At 26.3% G+C, this 24915-nt stretch carries 25 protein-coding genes; 3 read left to right on the top strand and 22 right to left on the bottom strand.

Annotated elements, in window-relative coordinates; translation table 11 throughout:
- Positions 1-8: 8 nt before the first annotated feature.
- From uvrB to SFBMNL_RS00375, 12 genes are all read right to left on the bottom strand, one after another.
- The gene (uvrB, locus tag SFBMNL_RS00430; RefSeq protein ID WP_005807611.1) at positions 9-1991 is read right to left on the bottom strand and encodes an excinuclease ABC subunit UvrB; all 1983 of its coding nucleotides are present in this window, start codon (positions 1989-1991) and stop codon (positions 9-11) included.
- An 11-nt stretch (positions 1992-2002) separates the two neighbouring features.
- Positions 2003-2506 (bottom strand): serine protease, encoded by a 504-nt coding sequence (locus SFBMNL_RS00425; protein WP_242838766.1) that lies wholly within the window; start codon positions 2504-2506, stop codon positions 2003-2005.
- 137 nt (positions 2507-2643) lie between these two features.
- Positions 2644-3951 (bottom strand): S41 family peptidase, encoded by a 1308-nt coding sequence (locus SFBMNL_RS00420; RefSeq protein WP_042293961.1) that lies wholly within the window; start codon positions 3949-3951, stop codon positions 2644-2646.
- An 81-nt stretch (positions 3952-4032) separates the two neighbouring features.
- On the bottom strand, positions 4033-4923 hold the full coding sequence (gene ftsX, locus SFBMNL_RS00415; RefSeq protein ID WP_005807614.1) for a permease-like cell division protein FtsX: 891 nt from the start codon (positions 4921-4923) through the stop codon (positions 4033-4035).
- Positions 4923-5600, bottom strand: a complete 678-nt coding sequence (gene ftsE / locus SFBMNL_RS00410) for a cell division ATP-binding protein FtsE (RefSeq protein WP_042293960.1) — start codon at positions 5598-5600, stop codon at positions 4923-4925. Before ftsE ends, ftsX begins: the two co-directional genes overlap by 1 nt.
- 122 nt (positions 5601-5722) lie before the next feature.
- Positions 5723-8419, bottom strand: a complete 2697-nt coding sequence (locus SFBMNL_RS00405) for an alpha-N-acetylglucosaminidase TIM-barrel domain-containing protein (RefSeq protein ID WP_042293957.1) — start codon at positions 8417-8419, stop codon at positions 5723-5725.
- 84 nt (positions 8420-8503) lie between these two features.
- Positions 8504-8857 (bottom strand): type II toxin-antitoxin system PemK/MazF family toxin, encoded by a 354-nt coding sequence (locus SFBMNL_RS00400; protein ID WP_005807620.1) that lies wholly within the window; start codon positions 8855-8857, stop codon positions 8504-8506.
- Complete coding sequence (locus SFBMNL_RS00395) at positions 8814-9101, bottom strand: hypothetical protein (RefSeq protein WP_005807621.1); 288 nt, start codon at positions 9099-9101, stop codon at positions 8814-8816. The genes SFBMNL_RS00400 and SFBMNL_RS00395 overlap by 44 nt, the downstream gene beginning before the upstream one ends.
- 124 nt (positions 9102-9225) lie before the next feature.
- On the bottom strand, positions 9226-10374 hold the full coding sequence (gene alr, locus SFBMNL_RS00390; RefSeq protein WP_042293955.1) for an alanine racemase: 1149 nt from the start codon (positions 10372-10374) through the stop codon (positions 9226-9228).
- Between the two features lie 22 nt (positions 10375-10396).
- Positions 10397-11005 (bottom strand): germination lipoprotein GerS-related protein, encoded by a 609-nt coding sequence (locus SFBMNL_RS00385; protein ID WP_005807623.1) that lies wholly within the window; start codon positions 11003-11005, stop codon positions 10397-10399.
- Between the two features lie 82 nt (positions 11006-11087).
- Entirely contained in the window at positions 11088-11453 is a 366-nt protein-coding gene (acpS, locus tag SFBMNL_RS00380; protein ID WP_005807624.1) for a holo-ACP synthase, read from the bottom strand.
- A 21-nt stretch (positions 11454-11474) separates the two neighbouring features.
- Entirely contained in the window at positions 11475-11825 is a 351-nt protein-coding gene (locus SFBMNL_RS00375; protein ID WP_005807626.1) for a DUF6514 family protein, read from the bottom strand.
- Positions 11826-12083: 258 nt separating this feature from the next.
- Here SFBMNL_RS00375 and SFBMNL_RS00370 point away from each other — a divergent pair, with 258 nt between their 5' ends.
- Complete coding sequence (locus tag SFBMNL_RS00370) at positions 12084-13301, top strand: FprA family A-type flavoprotein (protein WP_005807627.1); 1218 nt, start codon at positions 12084-12086, stop codon at positions 13299-13301.
- Between the two features lie 123 nt (positions 13302-13424).
- Here the strand turns inward: SFBMNL_RS00370 and SFBMNL_RS00365 are convergent, their stop codons facing one another.
- From SFBMNL_RS00365 to SFBMNL_RS00325, 9 genes are all read right to left on the bottom strand, one after another.
- Entirely contained in the window at positions 13425-13769 is a 345-nt protein-coding gene (locus tag SFBMNL_RS00365; protein WP_005807628.1) for a single-stranded DNA-binding protein, read from the bottom strand.
- Positions 13770-13875: 106 nt separating this feature from the next.
- Positions 13876-14469 (bottom strand): cysteine hydrolase family protein, encoded by a 594-nt coding sequence (locus SFBMNL_RS00360; RefSeq protein ID WP_005807629.1) that lies wholly within the window; start codon positions 14467-14469, stop codon positions 13876-13878.
- Positions 14470-14473: 4 nt separating this feature from the next.
- Positions 14474-15337, bottom strand: coding sequence for a UTP--glucose-1-phosphate uridylyltransferase GalU (galU, locus tag SFBMNL_RS00355; RefSeq protein ID WP_042293951.1), 864 nt, complete (start codon positions 15335-15337; stop codon positions 14474-14476).
- Positions 15338-15354: 17 nt separating this feature from the next.
- The gene (locus tag SFBMNL_RS00350; protein ID WP_005807631.1) at positions 15355-16206 is read right to left on the bottom strand and encodes a glycosyltransferase family A protein; all 852 of its coding nucleotides are present in this window, start codon (positions 16204-16206) and stop codon (positions 15355-15357) included.
- 60 nt (positions 16207-16266) lie between these two features.
- Positions 16267-17298 (bottom strand): mannose-1-phosphate guanylyltransferase, encoded by a 1032-nt coding sequence (locus SFBMNL_RS00345; protein ID WP_042293949.1) that lies wholly within the window; start codon positions 17296-17298, stop codon positions 16267-16269.
- A gap of 20 nt (positions 17299-17318) precedes the next feature.
- Positions 17319-17996 (bottom strand): sugar transferase, encoded by a 678-nt coding sequence (locus SFBMNL_RS00340; RefSeq protein ID WP_005807634.1) that lies wholly within the window; start codon positions 17994-17996, stop codon positions 17319-17321.
- 78 nt (positions 17997-18074) lie between these two features.
- Positions 18075-19367 (bottom strand): oligosaccharide flippase family protein, encoded by a 1293-nt coding sequence (locus SFBMNL_RS00335; protein WP_042293948.1) that lies wholly within the window; start codon positions 19365-19367, stop codon positions 18075-18077.
- A gap of 16 nt (positions 19368-19383) precedes the next feature.
- Positions 19384-20460, bottom strand: coding sequence for a glycosyltransferase (locus tag SFBMNL_RS00330; RefSeq protein WP_242838764.1), 1077 nt, complete (start codon positions 20458-20460; stop codon positions 19384-19386).
- Positions 20461-20506: 46 nt separating this feature from the next.
- A complete protein-coding gene (locus SFBMNL_RS00325; RefSeq protein WP_242821379.1) occupies positions 20507-21343 on the bottom strand; it encodes a YihY/virulence factor BrkB family protein in 837 nt (278 codons plus the stop codon).
- A 197-nt stretch (positions 21344-21540) separates the two neighbouring features.
- On the opposite strand from SFBMNL_RS00325, the gene SFBMNL_RS00320 reads away from it, so the two are divergent.
- Together SFBMNL_RS00320 and SFBMNL_RS00315 are read left to right on the top strand one after the other, a co-directional pair.
- Positions 21541-22530, top strand: coding sequence for an LCP family protein (locus tag SFBMNL_RS00320; protein ID WP_005807640.1), 990 nt, complete (start codon positions 21541-21543; stop codon positions 22528-22530).
- Between the two features lie 20 nt (positions 22531-22550).
- Positions 22551-23480, top strand: a complete 930-nt coding sequence (locus tag SFBMNL_RS00315) for a DUF4214 domain-containing protein (RefSeq protein WP_042293944.1) — start codon at positions 22551-22553, stop codon at positions 23478-23480.
- 37 nt (positions 23481-23517) lie between these two features.
- On the opposite strand, the gene SFBMNL_RS00310 is transcribed toward SFBMNL_RS00315, so the two are convergent.
- On the bottom strand, positions 23518-24915 hold the full coding sequence (locus SFBMNL_RS00310; protein WP_042293942.1) for a hypothetical protein: 1398 nt from the start codon (positions 24913-24915) through the stop codon (positions 23518-23520).

The raw sequence follows: 24915 nt of genomic DNA, 5'->3' as shown, positions 1-24915 counted from the left end.
TATTCCTCCTAAATAAATATAATCTTCTTAATTTCTTTTATCTCATCTCTCAATTCCATAGCACGCTCAAAATCAAGTTCTTTCGCACATTTCTTCATTTCTTTCTCAAGCATACCAATACGCTTCATACACTCATCAAAATCTTTTGGAATATTAATATTAACCTTCTTCTTACTAACTTCATCATTTGATATCTTCGTTGCTTGTATTACTTCTCTGATACCTTTTATAACAGTTTTAGGAGTTATTCCATACTTCTTATTGTGTTCCATTTGTATTGCTCTTCTTCTCTTTGTTTCATCAATTGCCATTTTCATGGACTTAGTTATAACATCACCATACAATATAACCTTACTCTCTGCATTTCTTGCAGCTCTTCCTATCGTTTGGATAAGACTTGTTTCAGATCTTAAAAATCCCTCTTTATCAGCATCAAGAATACACACAAGAGATACTTCAGGTATATCAAGTCCCTCTCTCAATAAATTTATACCAACTAAAACATCAAATTCCCCACTTCTTAAAGATTTTATTATCTCCATTCTATCTATAGTCTTTACATCAGAATGCATATATGTAGTTTTAATGTTTAAATCATTTAAATAATCAGTTAAATGCTCCGCCATCTTTTTTGTGAGAGTTGTAACTAAAACTCTAAATCCCTTTTCTATCGTTTTTATAACTTCCTCATATAAATCATCTATCTGATTTTCAATGGGTCTAACCTCAACCAAAGGATCTAAAAGTCCCGTTGGTCTTATAATTTGATTTACTATAAATTCTTGATGCTCTTTTTCATAATCTGATGGTGTTGCAGACACAAAAACTACTTGATTTATCTTTTCCTCAAATTCTTCAAATTTAAGAGGACGATTATCATAAGCACAAGGAAGTCTAAATCCATAATTAACAAGGGACTCCTTTCTCGATCTATCTCCCGCATACATTGCTCTAACTTGTGGTATAGTAACATGAGACTCATCTATAAACAACAAATAATCAGACGGAAAATAATCAAACAAAGTATAAGGTTTGCTCCCCTTCTCTCTTCCATCTAAAATTCTAGAATAATTCTCAATACCACTGCAATACCCGATTTCTCTCATCATCTCAATATCATAATTAACTCTCTCTTTAATCCTCTGGGCTTCCAAGAGTTTATCATTTTCTTTAAAATACCTAATTCTCTCTTCAAGTTCCAAATTTATCTCACTTATAGCTTCTTCAATCACTCCTTTAGATGTAGCAAAATGAGTAGCTGGATATATAGAAATATGAGCTAATTTAGAAAATACTTTTCCTGTCAAAACATCAAATTCACTTATTTTCTCTATCTCATCTCCAAAAAATTCAACCCTAATTCCAACACTGAAAGAAGATGCTGGGACAATATCAAGAACATCACCCTTAACCCTAAATGTCCCTCTAGCAAAATCTATCTCATTTCTCTCATACTGTATCTCAACAAGTTGCCTTACAATGTCATCCCTATCACGAATCATACCAACTCTTAGATTTACTACAAGCTTCTTATACTCTATAGGATTTCCTAAACCATATATGCAAGATACAGAAGCCACAACTATGGTATCTCTTCTTTCAACTAAAGAAGATGTTGCAGAGTGCCTTAATTTATCTATCTCCTGATTAATAGATGCATCCTTTTCTATTAATGTATCCGTTTGAGGAACATAGGCCTCTGGCTGATAATAATCATAATAAGACACAAAATACTCAACAGAATTATCTGGAAAAAACTCTCTAAACTCCGAACATAATTGTGCTGCTAATATTTTATTATGAGCCAATACTAAAGCTGGTCTCTGTAACCTCTCTATAACATTTGCCATAGTAAAAGTTTTTCCAGATCCAGTAACACCCAAAAGAGTTTGGTATTTATTACCACTATTAATAGAATTTACAAGTTCATCTATAGCTTTAGGCTGATCTCCCATGGGTTTTAACTTTGAATTTATCTTAAAATCTTTCATTTATATATCTCCTAAATAATCTTACAAATCTCTTTAATAACTCTCTTTTCTAATACAATCATAAATTCGTGAAGAACACAAATAATTATCAATGAAAATAAATTTCTTATGAACTCATATAATATCATAACAATCAAACCATATACAAAAACAAACAATCCTGATATAAATTTACTATATTTAAAATCATTTAAGTAACCTCTTCTAAAAAAAATAAAAAATACTATAGGAATATTCCCAAAATACAATGGTAAATAAAGCTTGTTATTATCACTATCAAAATTCAAGCAAATAAATACTCCCTCAAATATATGTAATATTCCAACCAATAAAACTATTGAACCAGCGCACACTTGAATACCCAATAACTTTAAAAACAAATAAGATATAATCCCACTAAATGATATGCATATATACTTATTTATTAAAAAATAATTTAATAAACTAAATAAACAAATTCCTATTAAAACTCTTTTATCTAAAAAATGGAAACCAGTCCTATTAGTCACATCCATAAATACGAGATTAAAAAAAAGTATTAACAAAATGTTTTTACATATTAAAATAAGGTGGCAATAAATTCCCACCTTATTTCTCCAATATATATTAATCAAATTTAAAACAAAAGATATTAAATAAACATATAAAACCATTAACTACTGATATTCTCCTTTAATATCTCTAGAGCCTTTATATATTGTGGATCTAGTTCCCTCATCTTCACATAATCACCATTAGACATTTGTTTATGTCTTAGAATTTCATCTTGAGAATATATAACCTCAACATTAGGATGTATTCCAACTTTATTTATATATTCCTCAGACGGTGTATAATATTTAGAAACTGTAACCTTAACACCACTACCATCTCCAAGTTCAAAAACTCTCTGTACTAATCCCTTACCAAATGTAGTTTCACCAACAAAAATAGCTCTATTATGATCTTTAAGAGCACCTATCAATACCTCTGATGCCGAAGCGCTTCCAGAATCGCCAAGTACAACAATTTCTTTATCCTCTGCTATTCCTTTTTTAGCATTAATAAGCTCTCTATTACCATATTTATCATCCATTGAAACTATAACTTTCCCTTCAGGTATAAACTGTGATGCTATATCAACACATTCATTTAAGAGTCCACCTGGATTACCCCTCAAATCTAAAATAATACCTCTATAATTAGAACTAATTAAAGCTTCATTAACACCTTTTGATGAATTTTCATCAAATGAATTTATTTTTATGTATAAAATATCTTCAGTAATTTTTTCATACTCCACAGGCATAACATCTATTTTTTCTCTATTAACATTAAATTGTATATGCTTTCCTTCTCTCTCTACAGTTAAATTCACACTACTGCCTTCTTCTCCTTTTATAAGAGATATCGCTCTATCAATACTATCTTCATAAACATTTTCATTTGAAACATTTATAATATAATCTCCAGCTCTAATACCAGATTTCTCTGCTGGAGAATTCTTAAACACTGATATTATAAATATCTTGCCCTCTTTAGGAGCAACCTGTATACCAATTCCAACGTAATTACCTTTACTCCTTAAGTTAAAATCATAAAATTCATTCTGATCCATATAAACAGTATATGGATCACCTAATGAATCAACCATACCTTTTATAGCACTATCCATCATGTCAGAAGCAACAGCACCACTATATGGATTATAAGTCCTACTTATAATATTTTTAACAAGCATAAGCTTCCTATAATCGGATATATCACCTGAAAGTGCTTTTAATCCTCCTGAAGACAAATAGGATCCAGAGGAAAAATTTAGACCAAATATATAAAACAAAACATTACTAATAAGAAACAACAGTGCGGTAAAAATCACAATTAAACACTTATTGTTAAATACTCCTACATTCTTTTTTGAATTTATCGATGTATCTTGTTTACCATTTGATATATCTTTGTCATTATCATTAATATCCATAAATTCCTCCAAACCAACTAACAACTAATTTTAGTTATTCCCCTATTTATTCCTAAATATTCAAATTATATATATAATAAACTAAACCTTCAAAAACTTTCTTAGTGAAAATATGCTTCCTGCAATACCAACCAATATACCAATTAAGAAAAAATGCATAACTAATTGTATCAAAATAACATTAGGTGAAATTAAATACGAAAATAAATTCCTATCATTTAAGAAACTATATACAGAAAAATAACCATAATATATAATCCCAAGAGAAATAATCGCTCCTATAACTCCTAAAATAATTCCCTCTATCACAAATGGCCATCTTATAAACCAATCTGTAGCACCAACAAATTTCATTATATATATTTCTTTTCTACGAGAATATATAGTAAGTTTAATTGTATTCATTATTAAAAATAAAGAAACCACTATCAAAATAAATGATAAAATAGCCCATGCAATTCTAATAAACGTGGATATCTTAGATACTTCCTTAACAAGAACCTTATCACTCCCGATATCATCAATACCATCAAATCCTTCAACTGCATTCTCTATACGTTCTGATACTTCTGGTGTTTTTATTTTAATAACATATGAACTTGGGAGAGGATTATTATTCTCATCATATCCCTCAATCATCCACGCATAGTCCTTAAGTTGATTTTTAAAATTAATTAACGCCTCTGTTTTACTTTCATAGTATACATCATCTATACCTTCAACACTACCTATAGCATCCCTTATCTGCTGCTGTTGCTCTACAGTTATATTATCCTTTAAATAAACCTTAAGCTGAAGACGAGATTCAACATCATTTACATTCGCAACAATAACATTCATTAGTATTAAAAATATACCATAAATTGTTAGAGTAACAACTATATTAACTATAGTTGCTATACTTATAGTCTTATTTCTAAATAGGCTCTTAATAGCATCAATAGTAAATCCTTTAAAACTTGAAACTTTCATTACTCGTATTTTCCTCTCTTCTCATCTCTTAAAACTACTCCTCTTTCAATTGCCACAACCCTTCTCTTCATTCTGTCCACAATATCCTTAGCATGCGTTGCCATAAGAACAGTAGTTCCACCTCTATTTATATCCTGAAGAAGCGCCATTATCTCAAGCGAAGTATCCGGATCCAAATTTCCTGTAGGCTCGTCCGCTATTAATATCGATGGATTGTTAACCATTGCTCTTGCAAGAGACACCCTTTGTTGTTCCCCACCAGATAATTCGTGAGGAAAAACCTTATATTTATCTGAAAGACCAACTAAACTCAAAACAACAGGAACCCTTTTTCTAATCTCTTTTTCATCAGATTCAACCACTCTCATAGCAAAAGCAACATTTTCATAAACATTTAAATTAGATATTAATTTAAAATCCTGAAAAACCATTCCTATACTTCTCCTATAATGAGGAATATCCCTTCTTTTTATCAAACTTACATCTTTATTATTTATTATAACCTTCCCACTTGTAGGTTTTATTTCCCTTAGGATCATTTTTATAAAAGTAGACTTACCAGCCCCACTTGACCCAACTAAAAAAACAAATTCACCTTGTTCTATAGATACACTAACATCTATCAAAGCTTTTACGTTTTTTTCATATATCTTAGATACCTTTATAAAATCAATCATAACAAATTCTCCTATGTTTATGCTATATACTTAATTATAACATAAATTTTAACACTATATTTCCTAGTTTATATATTAAGATGTTAAAAAATTTAAGAGGACAGCATTTTTACTGTCCTCTATTAAAATAAATCATTTATAGAATATATCAAATCTCCTAAGAATGAAAAATTATTTCTATAAATACCTATCTCAACTAATAATAAATCCATTAAACTATTTAAAGATTTATCAGACTTATTAAAGTTTAATGAATAATCATCATTTATCCATTTAACATCAAATCTATAATCATCATAAAATCCTTTTAACTCATTACTTGATATCTCATCAAAAAATCTTTTCCATCTATTATAATAAAGAGTTCCTACGATATCATAAAAATCAGTATTTGCATAGTCTCTAAGCCCACCATCTTCAGAAACTAATTTATCATACCATGTAGTTAATATCATTTTCTTATTATATTTTAAGGTATCTTTAAAATAATCATCATAATCTAAAGCATCCAACTTATTAATTATTTTTTGGAGACTTTTTTTATCATTATACGATAATATATTTGCTTGTAATAAAATAAGATTTAAAAATTTCTTGGATATCAATTGCAAATACTTAATATTACCATTATTATAATATTCTTGTATAATCTGATAATACTCGCTTGCCAAATTAATTATAACTTCACTTGCTATATCAATCAAATCAATTATATATCCTTCATTATCTTTGAATTCATCATACTTAGAAATATAAATTTCAATAACTCTCTCTAACTTCCTGGAATCATAATTTTTATGAATAGTTCCCCACTTAGACGCACTATTAATTTCTAGAGAAGGCCTAGCATTTATGACTGACTCTGAAGCTCCTTCATGATAAATATCAGTTACCGGATTATAAACTGTATCTAACAAAATATTAAACGCTACCAATAAATCTCTATCACTTTTCCCATATCTATTCTTTAAATATCTTTTTACAAATTCATCCATATTAACTTCATCTGAAAATATTAATTCAGTTGAAAGTTCATCGATAAAATTATTAAATCCAACACCTTCAGAGGTATTTGCTATTCCACTTAAATAATCTGAATTATACTTTGCATCATAAAACTGCCTTAATAAATGATTTGAATGACCATACAAGCCATTTCTTCCTCCAAAATTATTTAATATACCAAATATCCAATTTGAATTATCAAACTCCTTATTATCCCATGACATATAATTAAACTTAGATATTCCCTTCCATCTAGTATTTAACTGAGAGTGTAAATCCAATATCAATATATTATCTTTATTAAGATTCTCTATACTCTCTGATGAAGGATTATGAGCCCAAGACTGTATGATCCATACAGAATCTTCTCCAGTATTATTTTTAAGCAAGCTTAAAACTCTATTTGATAACTCTCCTGCATCATATCCATATAAATTAGCCCCTTCATGAAACAAATCGCCTGCGAAATATTTAGATTTACCAAGTAATTCTCTCTGTTTCTCGTAATATACACTACTAATAAATTCTACGTTATTATTATTAAAATCCAACCTATCTGGTCCCTTTATTTTACTCCAATATCCTCCATTTATAACATTAACCCCACTATTTTCTTTGTAAGGGAAATATCCTATAAACATCTGATGTATAGGTTCTATTCCAACTTCAAGCATCCTTTTTTGAATATCTATAGAAAGTTTAGCTCTATCCTCAAACCACTTAGGTGTTAATTCACCTCCAACAGCACTTATATTTCCCATAAATTGCCACGGCAAATATATTGGAGAAGTTAAATAATTCACTATTTCAAAGAAACTAAACCCAAATTCTTTTAAAAATCTTCTAACAACCTCTTCATGACCAACTAAATTTAATGCCATATTGAAACCATTTAAAGCCATCCAGTCAATTTCTCTTTCCCACTCATCAAACGTCCAATAAGCCATAGTATATCCATAAGCTACGTAATTATAATTATATCTGTACTTCATATCTATACTTTTTTCTATTACACCCTCTATTTGAGGTAAAGGTAATGTAACCTTTATCTTAGAATTACCAAACCTTTCAAATGTTTGTTCCAAGTAATGCTCAAAATAGTAATTAAGAGCAACACTTATAGAATTAATATTATTACCTTTAAGTATCACTTTATCATTTTCTGTATATATAACAAAATAATCCTTACCTTTATCATCAGGCAAGAGAGATAAATCAAAAAAATTTACATACTCTTTTCCTAATGTCCTAGATATTAAACCATTAATCGCATCTTTATAATATACATCTTCCATTTGAAACTTATATTCATTTATAACCGGCTCATCTTTCTCTATCTCTACATTACTAATCCTATTTCCATCTTTGTTAAAAAAATTAATATCCTTTATATGTACATAATCTTCACTATTACTACTTAAAACTCTCAATCTTACATAAATATCCTTTATATCAACATAAGCTACCTCAGTATTTGAGTCTATAATTTCCCTATCAAGTGCAACTTCGTTATACGTATATCCATCGTTACTGGAATATATTTTATATTTATAATCAAACTCAGTATCATCAAAAACCAATTCTATACCACTTACTCCACTATGATTTTCTAATTTAAATTCTAAATAATTAGTAAAATCAGGTAATGTAAAATATGTATCGATATTATCATCCAACAAATTATTTATGTCTTGCTTAAATTCATGTATATAATCAGTATTAACAAAATTTATTGCTTGAGATACAGTATATTCAAAACAAAAGATAAACAACATCATCAAAAATATACACGAGATCCTCTTAACAATTTTCATAAAATATATCTCCAAAAAACATTAATGGCATTTTTAAAATGCCATTAATATACTTTTCTATATATAATAATATTTTTATATTTTTCATTCTAATCCTAAACTTATAAATAATGCTTTATCCACCTTCTTCATATCACTTTTAGTCATATGACCTATTTTTTCCTTAAGTCTTTTTTTATCTAAAGTCCTTACCTGTTCTAGCAAAACTACAGAATCTTTATTTAATCCATATTCTTCAGACGAAATTTCAACATGAGTAGGTAACTTAGCTTTATTGATCTGGGAAGTTATTGCTCCAACTATAACAGTAGGACTATACTTATTTCCTATATCATTTTGAATTATTATAACAGGTCGTATCCCTCCCTGCTCAGATCCTATAACAGGACTCAAGTCAGCATAAAATATGTCTCCTCTTTTTACTACCATTGTAGTCATCTAAACTATCACTCTCCGAAAGCCTTATCTCATATTTAACTAATTCTTCAAAAGCTGATAAAAATCCATATTCAGATAATTCTATATTTATATCTCCCATACATTCATATCCTTTTCTTATAGTTCTCCAATTCCTATTTCTAATAAATATTAATATGCTATTCTTCAAATTTATGCTACATTTTTGTTCTAATTTAACATTTCTTACACGTGGCTTAGAGAATGGTCTTTTATATATACTCACCTAGAAGTACCCCCATAATTATAAATTACAATTATAGCTCATTTCTATCTAATTACGTACTTCTTTAATTATATACTATCTTCTAATTTTTTACAACTTTATAGAACTTTAGTTAATAAAAGTTCTAATAATACCCTTCTCTAATATATTTTATCTTATTATCCTCCAAATAAACTCTAGGAACCTTCCTACGTATACCACATAATACCTCATAGCAAATAGTATTACCATACCTAGCTATTTCATGTGCATCTATATTCTTTTCTCCACTACTACCTATCAATATAACGTCATCAAACAATTTAATATTAATAATATTTGTAATATCAATCATACAATGATCCATACATATACTACCAACAATATTAGCAAACTCATTATTAACTATTACTCTTCCCTTATTAGACAAATATCTAGGATATCCATGACCATACCCAATGTTTAAAGTAGCAATATAACTTTCTTTATCAACTCTATATGTCTTACCATATCCTATATATTCACCTTTATTAGCCTTCTTTATATGTACAACTTTAGCCTTTAGACTCATAACAGGTTTAAGTTCTTCATAATTTTTACCCATACTATATCCATATAGCGAAAGTCCTGGTCTTATATATTCAATATCATCAAATCTATAATTTAGACTTCCCTCACTATTGCATATATGTTTATATTTAATATCTAGTTTTAATTTTGATAAATTATTACAAAACAATTTAAATAATTTATATTGATTAACTGTGTAATTCTTATCCTCTCCCCCCGCATCCGAAAAATGAGAGTATACACCTTGAATATCAATTAAGGGATTACTACATATATTATTTACAATTTTAAAATTTTCATCGCTTGCAATTAATCCCACTCTTCCCATTCCAGTATCAACCTTTATATGTACCTTCAATCTCTTATTTATTCTAGACAATTTTTCTAAAATTATATTAGCATATTCAAAACTTGATACTGTTTGTGTAAGATCATTTTTTATTAAATCATCTATATTTTCAGCAGGCGTAATTCCAAATACTAAGATAGGAACCCTAACCCCAAATTTCCTTAATAAAATACCTTCATTTATGTCTCCAACAGATAATATTTGAATTCCATTATCTATAAATTTATTTGCAACTTCAATAATTCCATGAGCATAAGCATCATCCTTAATAACAGGTATAATCTTATTATTACCATTAATATTTTGGATGAATTTTAAATTTTTAACTAAATTATCTAAATTTACTTCCGCATAAACATTATAATTAATTCTCATAATTCCTCCTAAATCTCAATAGCTAATATTCAAATAACTGTAAGTCAATTTCCTCTAAAACCTCAAACGTTAGATATTCTATTAAAATTCTAATATTCCCTTTAATATCAAATATTTCAAGCCTAATAGGAGAAAGCTTCTCTCCATCCAAATATAAAGTTGCAGAATTTATATTAAGATTGTTAATAGGAAGATTTACCTTAGCTCCATAAATATCAATTTTTTTGTTTCCATCATCATAAAATTCTTTAAAATACTCAACTTGATCCATTGAATAAATTAGTTTTATATATTCATTTAAAAAACTATATTTATATACTTCATCAAAATTTTCTTCTAAAAAATACTTCTTCTTATTTTTTAAATCCTCTACAAATATTTTATCATCTGCATATATGTATATGCGTTCCTCTTCCAAATCTAGTCTATAACTTCCATTATAACAACTATACTGCCTCAAAAATATACTCTCTTCATTTCTCTCATTTTTAAATGTAATCCTTACATCAGATGTATAATTTTTAATTCCCTTAACATAATCAAAAGCTTGCTCAGAATTTTCTATTTTTATAGGTTTACAAGAAACTAAAATAAATAGAAATAATATAGAAAATATAATATTCCTTTTCAAAATAAGTACATCCCTTCTAAAAAATTTATAGATAATACTTATTCAATCCATTTTTTTTTATTACTTATTAATATTCTTTATACTAAATTTCTAAAATAATAAATGATATAACATAATCTCTCTCATTAGATATAGTCACATTAATATTTATATTTATAAACTCCTTCAAGCTATTTAGCAATCTTAAATAAGGCCTTCCATCTTTATCCCTTAACACCTCTATATCTTTAAAACTAAACTTTTTAAATTTATGTGATATAGATTTAAAAAAGGCTTCTTTAACACAAAGGTTAGAAGCTATTTTCTTTACATAATTTTTTTTATTTTTCTGATTATTAAACATACATATTTCATTACCAGTAAAATACTTATCTAAAAATTTATTATATCTTAAAAGCGACTCCACTCTACGTATACTTAAGATATCACACCCACTACCTACTATCAAAACTCTACCTCAAACAAATATCTACACTTTCTCTTTAAACCTTATTTTAGAATTAATCCTAAAAGACGCACTTATATTATCTTCTAGAATATCAATTAAATGGAATGGGGATACTAGCTGTTTGTGAAAAGTTCTACAAATTTCTCTAACAAATTCTAAATTACAACTTATAATTTCAACTTTTTCACTATCAGTTATCTGTTGTCCATCCTTTTTTATCAAAATCTTATCTATTTGTATACCATATACCAATCTAGAATCCATATTACCTTCAATATCTATTGTAACTTCCGTTTCAATCACTTTATAATAATACTCAATTATCTCACTTAAACTATATTCTCTTCCCTTCAAAACTTCAATTACTTTCATAAATAATACCTTCCTAACAAATAATATAACATAACAAAATTCTATCACAATATTTTTTGGGAATTTGTCATTATTCCAAAATTTTTTATATAAAAATAATATTTTTAAACGACAATTATCGCAATTATATATTTTTTTTTGTTTTTATCCCCTAATTAGAAAATAATATTTTGACTAAAATATTATTTAAAATTTATAATATTATACATAAACTTAATTATATAAATTTATTTTAAAATAAAAAGAAGGGATTTAAATATGAGAAGCTATAAAATCCAAGATGATTTACTATGGGTAGGTGCCCTCGACCCAGAACTCAGAGTGTTTGATATAATAATGAACACGCCTTACGGTACAACGTATAATTCATATGTGGTTACAGGTACTGAAAAAACTGCTATTTTTGAGACTGTCAAAGCTCAATTTTTCGATCAATATATTGAAAGACTAAAAGAAACTAATATACATCTTGAAAAAATTGACTATTTAATAGTTAGCCATACTGAACCAGATCATGCAGGATCTGTTGAAAAAATGATAGATCTTTGTCCAAATATAACTATCGTAGCATCACCAACTGCCATAAAATATCTAAAAAAAGTTGCTAATAAAGATTTTAAATATCTAGAAGCAACCCAAGATTCAGTAATATCTCTAGGTGATAAAACTCTTAAATTTATATCTGCTCCATTTTTACATTGGCCAGATACTATATACACATATATTGAAGAATTAAATACTCTAATAACTTGTGATTCATTTGGAGCTCATTATTGTACAGAAAATATTTTTGATGACTCCGTTGAAAATTATGAAGATTATATGGATGCACTAAAATACTATTATGACTGCATATTCGGACCATTCAAATCATTTATGCTTAAAGCTCTAGATAAGATTAAAAAATTAGAAATAGATTATATTTGTCCGGGTCATGGTCCTATTTTAAGGAGAGATATACAAAAAATAATATCCTTATACAAAGCGTGGAGTACTCCTCAACCTAAAAATGAAAAGCCAAAAGTTGTTATATGTTACGTATCTGCGTATGGTTATACAGCAACTCTTGCCGAAACAATTTCAAAATCTATATGTGAAAATGATGACGTAGATGTAAAATTGTATGATGTTATAAGTCATGATAAAAACAAATTATTAGATGAAATAAATTCAGCGGATGGTTTATTGTTTGGTACACCAACAATAAATTCAGATATGCTAGAACCTATTCGTGATTTATTAACACATTTAAATCCAATAATCCACGGTGGAAAAGTCGCTGCAGCCTTTGGTTCTTATGGATGGAGTGGAGAGGGTGTTCCTAATACTGAATCTAGGCTTAAAGAATTAAAAATGAAACTTCTAACCCCATCCCTTAAAATAAATTTCAAACCGTGTGAAGAAGATTTAAAGGATGCTTATAATTTTGGACGTGCGTTTAAAGAAAAATTATTTATATCTATTAATAAAAAATAAATATTAAAATAAATAATTATAAAAATTATTTATCCAAACAAAAAGGACCACCTTAACATAAAAGTGGTTCCTTTTTATATATTCAAAGATAAAAGTGATTTAATGCCTCTATATTTAAATATTTTATTGAACTTTTGTTTCAACCTTAAATTGATTTCTCACAAATTTAAAATCCTCAGCAACAACATCACTTATATATTTTTTATTACCGTCTTTATCTACATAAGATCCCATTCTAAGTCTTCCACCTACACTTATAAGATCTCCCTTATGCAGGTGTTTAAGAATAATCTCTCCTTTTTTACCCCAAAAAGAAACTGGTATAAAATCAGCTTTTCTCTCACCATCTGGTTCCTTATAATCTCTATTCACAGCTATAATTATCTTTATTAAAGCTTTTTGAGAATCTTCAATAATTCGTTGCTCAGGATCTTTAACGAGTCGCCCAACTAACAATATCTTATTCAATTTAAATGTTCCTCCTAATTACAAATAAATCCTTTTATATAAATTATTTCTAATTTCAGTAAGTTTATACAATTTTCAATATATTTTTAAGTATATAATTAATAATTTATATATGAGTATTTATTAACCTTATACCCATATTTTTCATGAAATATAGTGAAAACTTCGCTAATTCATCTCTCGGATGATTAATATCATCATATGTTTCTACCAAATTAACAGGAACTATTATATCAAGATTTTTATTTATGTGATTTAAATACGCCTTAAACGTTAAACAAAATTGTAATATACATATATCCGTGCAACACCCTGTAACTATAAAATTAAAATTATTCTCTATATAATCATTAAATACATTTGAAAAATTATATGAAAAAAATCCATTAGTTGAATTTTTATAAAGTATATAATCAAAATCTAGGTCTATTAATTCATCACAAAGTTCGCTTTCTTTTGTACCATCTATACAATGAGCTGGATAAAGATTAAACTCACAATCACTATTTCCATGATTATCATTTATGGCAATAATATTAGAAAATCTATTACTATAACCTCTTATATCTAATGCTATATTCGATATATATCTACTCTTTAAATTACCAATATCTGTAAATCCTTTAAGCATATCAATTATTATTAAAAGACTTTTATTATAATCAACTATTAAATCATTATCTAGCTCTATATCAATCATAAACTTACCTCTCTTTTAAATACCTTGTTAAATCTCTATTTATACTATTATCTCTTAATGCATAATCAATTGTTGCTTCCAAATATCCTAACTTATTTCCTATATCATACCTAATTCCTTCAAAATTATAAGCATATACCTTTTCATTTGTAAGCAATTTTAATATGGAATCAGTCAATTGTATTTCTCCACCTTTACCTACCAAACCTTCCTCTAAAAACTCAAATATACTGGGACTTATTATATATCTACCAAGAATAGCTATGTTACTTGGAGCATGATCTACATGAGGTTTTTCAATTAAATTTTTAACCTCATATAAATCCTTATAAACTTCTACACCATCAATAATACCATACTTATCTACATCTTTAAAATCAACCTTTTGAACTCCTATCACACTTCCCCCATAATCATCATGTATATCTATCAATTGTTTCAAACAAGGTTTATTATCATTGTAAATTAAATCATCTCCAAGTAATACACAAAATGGATCTGAACCCACAAAAGCTTTAGCATGATATATTGCATGACCTAATCCCTTCTGCTCCTTTTGTCTAACAAAACTTATATTAGCCATATTAGATATATCTTTAATTATATTTAACATTTCATAATTTCCAGATAACTCTAAAACATTCTCCAATTCTTTAAAATTATCAAAATAATCTTCAATACATTTTTTATGTTTACTCGTAACGAATAATATATCTGTAATACCTGAATTAACCGCCTCTTCTACAATATAATGTATAGTCGGTTTATCTAAAATAGGTATCATTTCCTTAGGTACAGATTTAGTTATAGGTAAAAATCTAGTACCAAAACCTGCTATTGGAATTACCGCTTTTTTTATTAGTGACACATCAACATCCCCCTTTATTAAATCTCATATTCTAAATAACCCTTAATTCTCGATCTCATTCGTTCCTTATATAGAATAAATCCTTCGTTATTAAATTTTGCTATATTGATAACCATCCCAAAAATGGGTTTTATGACAGAATCAATAATTAGATAATCAAAAATCAAATTATTACCTCTTCGAAGTTTAACATGTTTCTTCAATGTTGCACCATATCCAAGTCCATATGAGTAAATTTTATTAATAGAATCCTTTTTATTTGGATGGTATATTATAAAATTATTTAAAAACATACCTTTATATCCTCTGTATAACAACTCTAAAACCATATCACTTTCTTCTCCTGATCCATATCTTCTTCCAACCCCAAGATTCTCGTCAAAAAATACATCATTTATATTTTTAACTCTTATAAATATAGACGGACTTATAACTGTTCTAAAAATATTCTTGCTAGTTATTTCAACATCTCTATTATACCATCTTAAATTAGCATCATCACCAGTTTCTTTATCCCTTAATCTAAAAGTTAAGAAATCTACATTTTTATTCTCTATAAAAAACTTATTTACAAAATCAAGTATACCCAAACTATATATACAATCATCATCTGGAAATGCAATAATATCCCCTTTAGCATATTTAATACCTACATTCCTTGCTAAAGATAATCCTTTCTCTTTTATTCTTATATGATTTATGTAAAATTTTTTCTTATAGGGTAATATTATATCCCCTAAAATATTCTCCTCATTTTGATCAACTATAATAAGTTCAAAATCAGTATAATTTTGTAAATCTATTGAATCTAAAAATATTCTTATTTCATCAAATCTACCCAATGTAGCCATTATTAAAGAAAATCTCATAATATACCACTCCTTAAAATAAAAAGGGCTAATTATTATTTAATAACTAACCCATTAAAATTACATATAGTCTTGCGCAAATCTTATATCTTGAGCATGTTTTTTAGATGAAACCACTATATAATCATCTGTTTCTACAATTATTAAATCATTAACATTATTTAACAAAATCTTCTTTTTTGTCAATATAGTATTATTATTAGATTTCATTAAAACTCCTGCAGAGTTTAAAACATTTCCATCTACATCTTTCTTACTATACCGATCAATACTAGACCAACTTCCAACATCATCCCAACCAAAATTACCCTCAATAACAAAAATATTATTATATTTTTCCATGACACTATAATCAATTGAAACGTTATCTGTTAAACTATAATTATCATTTACAAATGCATTACATTCATCTTGGTTAAGATAAAGAATTGGACTTAAAACCTTATATGTATTATTTAAAAATTTATCTATTAGATCCAAAATTAAATTTACATTCCAAATAAAAATACCACTATTCCAATAATAATTTCCTGCATCCAAATATTTTAAAGCAGTATCATAATCCGGTTTTTCCACAAACGAATTAACTTTATTTATCTTAGAAAAACTATTAAAATCAGAATTTATGTAACCATATCCAGTTTCTGGTCTATCAGGCCTAATACCAAAAGTAATAATGCTTCTATCATTATTATATAAAAACTCATTAGCATCTAATATAGCATCTATAAAAACCTCCTCATCATTTATTAAATGATCTGAAGGTAATACTATAACATTACAATTATTAAACTTCTTTTTTACATATAAATTAGATAAACAAACACACGCTGATGTATTGCGAGATTCAGGTTCAACTATTATATTTTGAGGTAAAATACCATCTAATTGTTCTAAAACTAAATCTTTATATTTTAAACTAGTAGAAATAAATATTCTTTCTTTAGGCACAACTCTACTTATTCTATCATATGTCATTTTTATCATAGTCTTATCGCCTAAAAGGTTTAGAAATTGCTTGGGTTTTTCCTCCGTAGATAGTGGCCAAAATCGGGTTCCCTTACCACCAGCCATTATAATAGCACATAACATATATTTTAACATCTCCCCTATTAACTTGCTGTTTTATCACCAAACAGCACCCTAAAAGTCTTAATTATAAGAACTATATCCAATATCAAATTCCGTTCTTCAACGTACTTAATATCCAATTTCATCCATTCAATAAAACCAATAGAATTTCTTCCCATAACTTGCCAAAAACACGTTAATCCTGGTCTAACAACCAATTTGTCAAGCATCCATTTATCAAATTGCTTAACCTCTCTCGGTAGATTAGGTCTTGGCCCAACTAATGACATATCTCCCTTTAACACATTTATAAGTTGTGGTAATTCATCTAAACTAGTTTTCCTTATAAATCTCCCTATCCTAGTAACCCGCGGATCATGTTTTATTTTAAACATTGGTCCAGACATTTCATTTTTACTTTTTAGCTCTCTTAATATATCCTCTGCATTCTCAACCATAGATCTAAATTTATACATTTTAAAAATTTTACCATTTTTCCCAACTCTAGGTTGAGAAAATATAACTGGACCTTTAGAATCCGCTTTAACTAATAATGCTACAATTAATAAAATTGGAGATAAAATTATTAAAGATATCAGTGATACAATTATGTCTAAAGTCCTTTTTAATATTTCATAAATAATTGACTTTTTATATTTTTTATAAATTTGTATAAAATGAGTATCCATATTAACATCTAATAAATATATATTTTCCAATACAATCCCCCATTTAATACCTTATATATTAACGAAATAATTTTAACATATAATATTTTTATAGTCTATCAAAGCAAATTAAACTTTAAGTCTTAATTTCCTATTTATAATAAAAATTTGCATAAATATAACAAATGAAACCTGTATAAACTGTGAAATTATAATACCATTTATATTAAATATATTAGCTAATACCGGTATACATAATAAATATACAAGATTAGCGATTAACACAATATACATATTGTATTTTATACATCCCAAAGATAAAACCAAAGGATAAACTCCAACAAATGAAAATTTAAATATAATAAACGCCAAATAAAACATTATATTTCCTATAAATTTCTCACCATCTAATATCAAAATATTTATCCAAATTTTATAGGATACTCCCAAAAAAATAAAACATAATACTCCAAATAATACTATATAAAAAAATAACTTTTTAACTAAATTTAAGGAACCATATATATCACCTTCAGATATTTTAGTGCTTATTTCAGGATATATTATATTTACCAATGGAGACGCAATTTTCGCAATAATCCCTCCTATTTTCTCAATAACCTTATAAACACTTATAAATTCTATACCTATAAATCTATTAATTAAAAACGGGGTTAAATGACTCATTGGTACATCTAACGTCGTCATAAAATTACAATAAAAATTAAATTTCAAGAATTCATTATCCCATTTAATTCCAATTTTAAATATATTTTTAATATTTTTAATATTAAGTATATATTTTGTAACAACAAATATAAAAACCATACTAACTATACTAAATATCAATTCAACCCATATAAAATATAACATACTTGATTTTATAAAGAATGATAATACATAAAAAATAAACTTAAATAAATTAACAACTACATTTATATATGAAGAATACTTAAATTTATCAAAAACCCTAATTATACCTATACTAGTTCCTGTTAAATTAAAGAGTATAGAAAATGAATATATATTGATTAATTTTATTAAACCCTTATCTAAATTAAATATATAAAACATTATTACTATAAACAAGTTACAAAATATAAATGAAATTATAGATGTTATAATGTCCAATACAAACCCTTGTTGAATATATTGTCTAATTTTATGTATATTATTTGATATTATATATTGTGGCAAAAACTTAATTATTGAATTAAATGATTGAAAATTAAATATGGCATCAAATACTAATACATATGATATAGCTAAATTTACATTAGAACTACCATTTAATCCTAAAACTCTAATCATTATGCTTAAATTAAGTAATGTCAATATAGATGAAAATCCATCTCCTAAAAAAACAATAACAAAATTTTTGATAATTTTATTATTAAACAACTTTTTAAAATCAACACTCATTTAAAATATTCCTTGCTTAAAAATTTATAATATCAAATATTTTCTTAACTACATTTACCCTACTAAATTCATAATCCTTCCTATTTATCCTAAAAATGTATTCATCTTTCAATTCTGGATTATTAATCACTTTTAATATACCTTGTTTTATTCCGTCCTTTGAATTATCAACTATTAATCCATATTCTCCATTTTTTAAAACCTCCCGAGCCCCAGCAGTATCTGTTGCTATACACATTTTTCCTAAATAAATCGATTCAGCTAAAACCAAAGAGAATGATTCAGAATAAGATGGCATTATTATATAATCACTAGATAATATATAGTCATAAACATTATATTTAAATGATATAAACTTTACATTACTACTTAAATTATTTTGAGAAACATATCTTTCCAAATCTTCTTTTAATGAACCATCTCCAAGAATAAAAAGAGTTATATCTTTGTATCCCATACTTAATATTTCCTCAAAAGATTTAATAAGTCTATCAACTGACTTTTCTATTTCAACTCTTCCCACATATGTTATTTTTGTTGTTTTATATTTATTAAATACATCATTAAATTTAATTTTTGTATAATTTTCTAAATTTTTATCTAATAAATTGTAAACTGTTTTTACGTTATCCGTAAATCCAAATTTATCTGAAAAAGATCTGGCACAAAGTTTAGAAACACAAACTATATCGTGAAATTTACTATAAAATTTCTTCTCTTCACCATAAGAAAACATCTTATTTGTCCAATGATAACTACCAAAATCAGCATGGACCCACGCTATTTTTTTACTATCAGATGATGATCCACTTATAAGCTTGGTTGGAAATCCTTCTAAGAATGAAATTTCAATGTCAAAATTTCCTCTAACAAACATTTTATACAAAACCTTAGAACCAAAAAAACTTAAAACTTTATTGGAAATTTTTTTGCCAAATAAAGTTCTAAATCCATATATGACTTTGATTTTACTTGGAATTTTATCTAAATAAATTCCTTCTTTTCTTAAAACTAAAAGAGTTACATTATAACCTTCATCAGCAAATAAATTCAATAAATTTATAAGAACCCTTTCAGCACCACCACCTTGCAAATTATAAATACAAATTAAAATCTTCTTCAGATTTGACACCCCTATACTAATTTAAAATCTTTTTTGTATTGTTAAACTTTAATATTTCCAAATTTTTATTAGTCAATATAGCATTTATCTCTCCACCCAATAGTATTATCATCGATGTTAAAAAAAGCCATATCATTAACACAATAACTGTTCCAATACTACCATAAAGCGTCGAAAAATTAGATAAATTGTTTACATAATACGTAAATCCCATAGATATAAGTATCCACCCTATTGTTGTAAATACAGCTCCGGGTAATACCCATCTAAGTTTCTTATCTCTAACAACCGGAACATAATAATATATCACAGCAAAAACTGTAACCATCAATGTTATTATAAATGTATACCTAATTAAATACCATGATTTCAATACTATATTCACATCCACATAGTCTACAAAAAATTTGACAAACAAATCCCCAATTATACCACCAAACACAACAAGTATTAACATTAATACGATTAACAAAACAAGTCCTATAGTATACAAAATAGAAAGTATTATCTTTACGATATAGTTTCTTGTATCAACCACATCATAGGCTTTATTAAGCCCTCTCATAACTGCTCTAAAACCTGCTGAACTAGACCATATACTCAAAAATAAGCTCAAAGACAATAATGACCCCTCTCTAGAGTCAATTACAAACTTTACAATATTATGAACTAAAAGATAAATTTCATCAGGTAGAAGTGTTTGCAAAAATATCAAAACTTGTTGACTATCTAATCTTAAAAAACCTATTACTGTCATTAAAAAAATTAAAAATGGAAAAAAAGCTAATACAAAACTATATGACAATTGTGCAGAAAGAGCTATCAATTCATCATCATCCATCTTTTTTATCAAAATACATATAAAAAATATGATCTTTTTAAATAATTTTTTCAAGATTTCACCCACTTCTATAAATGTATAACAAATATTTATTATATCACAATAGATAAAATTTTAATTTTTATATAACTATTAATAATAATATTTATTTATATTATAAAATTTATTGAACATAATATTTCTCATATAAATAATTATGGGGTGTTAATATGTACAGCTTAAAATATAAAATATTATTAATTTTCATAGTTTTACTAGGTTTTATAGGCTACTTTAACTATTTTTATGAAGATACCTTCCTAAAAAAAGAAAATGTTATTTCATTACAAAATGATATTCTAGGAATAGAAGAAAGTATTATAAATAAATTTAGTGATAAAAAAATTACTAATATAGCCCTATTTGGACTAGATTTTAGATATGAACATGAACCTAAAAGATCCGACTCCATAACGATAATAACAATAGATGAACAAAACAAAAAAATAAAATTAAATTCTATAATGAGGGATTCATTAGTATCAATTGATGGATTTGGAAATGATAAATTAAACCATGCATATGCTTTCGGTGGACATGAACTTGCCATTAAAACATTAAACAAAAATTATGGATTAAACATAAAGGATTACATAACAATTAATTTTTATAATGTACAGAAAATAATAGATTTAATTGGAGGAGTACCTATAGATATCAAATCTAAGGAAATACCTTATTTAAATAAATGTATACAAGAAATAAGTCATATTCAATCTAAGGAACCCACTTACATAACAAATGAAGGTCTTCAAACATTAAATGGTATACAAACTCTTTCTTACGCAAGAATTAGAAAAATAGGAAGAGATGATTACGAAAGAAATGAACGACAACAAAAAATACTCATGGCATTATACGAAAAAGCTAAGAGCATACCTTACAATGATTACTTTAAATTCATCAATATAGCATCAGAACTAATAGAAACCAATATAACAACAACAAAAGCAATTTCATTAGCTAAAAATATAATATTCAATAAAATTAATAATATTGAACAAATGCGTTTTCCTTTAGATGGGGATTGTAATGGTGAACTAATTAATAATATTTGGTACCTAAAATACAATAAAGAAAAAACCCAAGATATAATGCAAAAATATATATTTGAAGATATACACCCATATGGTGATTCACAAAAATCTAATTGTAAGTAAATATTTTTTAAAAGGTTGGGATGATTTTGAAAATATGTAGAAATTTTTTCGTAACAATCTCACTGTTACTCCTAAGCTGCGTAAAAACTAGTGCAATGACATCTAAAAATATTTTAACATTAACAACCAATATTAGTACCATAGATACAAATAAAGAATTCTACATTTACTTAAACTCAGAGAATATATCATCATTGTACACCATTACATTTGAATTAAAATTCAATCCAAATATAATGGAAATATTATATATAGAACCTGGAGAGTGCCTAAAAAATGATGAAATAGAATTTGGAGGTAACTATAAAAATATCGATAATAATACTAAAATAATAAAATTTTTCGAGACATTTGTCGGCATAAATAGCAGTAAAAATATCGAAGGAAAATGTGAATTAATTAAAATAAAAGCGAAATTACTTAGAGAATGTAAAATTCCTCTACAAATAATAAATACAAATGATGAACTATTTATTGGATCACCAAATATAAGAACCATTATGGTTGATAATCTATTAAATAAAATTGATTTTGAAAACACTATATCTTATATACAAACTAAAGAATTTAATAGTGATGACAATATTAAAATTTTTATATCAGATGTATACAAAAACACATTTTCAAGAATGCCTGAAGAATATGGATTCAATTACTGGTATAATAAACTCATTTCATATGAATATTCAGTACGCAATTTTCTTTTAAATATTTTAAACGAAAAAGAATTTATAGATAAAAATTTATCTAATCAGGAATTCATAACATCTATGTACTCTATAATAGCCAATAGAAAGCCCGATCAAACTGGTTATAATTATTGGTTAAATATGCTTATGAGTTATCAAAATAAAATGGATCCTAAAACTGCCAAATCTCAAATTATACTTAGAATATGCAATGAAGCAGAATTATCAGAAAGAGCTAATAAGTTAAATTTAGATTTTTAAATAAAAAAATAGAAATGAGATCTACTCACTTCTATTTTTAACTATTAAATTCTTGATTTAACTTATCTATAGTTTTATTAGAAATTTCTCTCTTATTATACAAAGCCTCTCCTAGTGCTATATATATCCACACATAAATAAAATATGGTTCAGGTACAGATGTTACAAGAATTATTACACTAGTTAATATTAGATAGAAAACTGATCTATTATCTCCATCATTCCTAGTCTTAAACAAATATACAAATCTTGAAGTAAAATAATATATAATAGGAACTATTCCTATTAATCCAACTTGAGCACACCACATAGACAATAAATCATTCGAACGCAATGTTCCAAAACCAACACCTGTAAATAAATTTTTAAGAAAAATACCCATATGATATGAAAATAATTCCATTCTCGTACTACCTGAATCATCAAGACCCAATAGTTTAAGTCCCAAAATCAAAAATCTATGTCCAACTATCTTAAATAAAATCAAAAAAATAGCTAATAAAATTATAGTTATTATTGTACTCTTAATCCTATTTTCCTTAATAAATTTATACACTTTATCCATTATAAAAGCTTGTATAAATTCCTTATTTTTCTTATTAAAAATTTCTCTTAAAAAATCAATGATTAACACTATAAATATTATAGCTATTGCTAAATAAAAACTTGAAGATCTATTTAACAAAGATGTAATTATAATCATAACAAATATAACTATATCAAACTTATGTAAATTTTTCTTTTTAAAACCATTTATTATATTTATAAAATAATACACACTTATTGGAGTTACAAAAAGTGCTAACATGGACGGCTCATTTGTAACAGAAGAAATCCTTGTAAGTCCAGTTTCCAAATACTGCACTAAATGAGAGTAATTTGTTCTAAATATTAAATCAAAATATATATGATTCATAAAAAATTGTAAAAATCCTAAAATAATTACTGCAAAAGATGTTACGTTAATCATTTTTTTTATATCAACCTTAATTTCATTTGTAAATACTATATAACTTGCTAAATATATTATAAATGCAAATAATAAATATATATATTGGGTTATATTTTGAGAAGAAAATGAAATATATGTAAATGGAGAATCCGGTGTAAATACTAATGTATTATTTGAATAAACAATTGGTAAAATAAGTGATATAGTAACATATACCATAAAATAGAATAATCCATTTAATATCTTTATCTTTTTTAAGGTGTATCTGCGTATTACCAATTCATATATAACCTTTAAAATTAAAAAACTTCCAACTATATAATAACAAAGCACAGAATTTCTTGATTTAGGAAAATTTATCATACTAGTTGCTGTAAAAGCTGATATAAAAAAAGTAAAATAGAAGAGTGTTCTAGTTCTTGTGAATAAAAACAAACATACCGTAATAATTAAAACAACTATTCCTATAAACGTAAAATACAT

The sequence above is a fragment of the Candidatus Arthromitus sp. SFB-mouse-NL genome, from assembly GCF_000709435.1.
GTDB lineage: Bacteria > Bacillota > Clostridia > Clostridiales > Clostridiaceae > Dwaynesavagella.
Note: the sequence above shows the minus strand (reverse complement) of the source record. Positions and strands in the feature narration are given on the sequence as shown.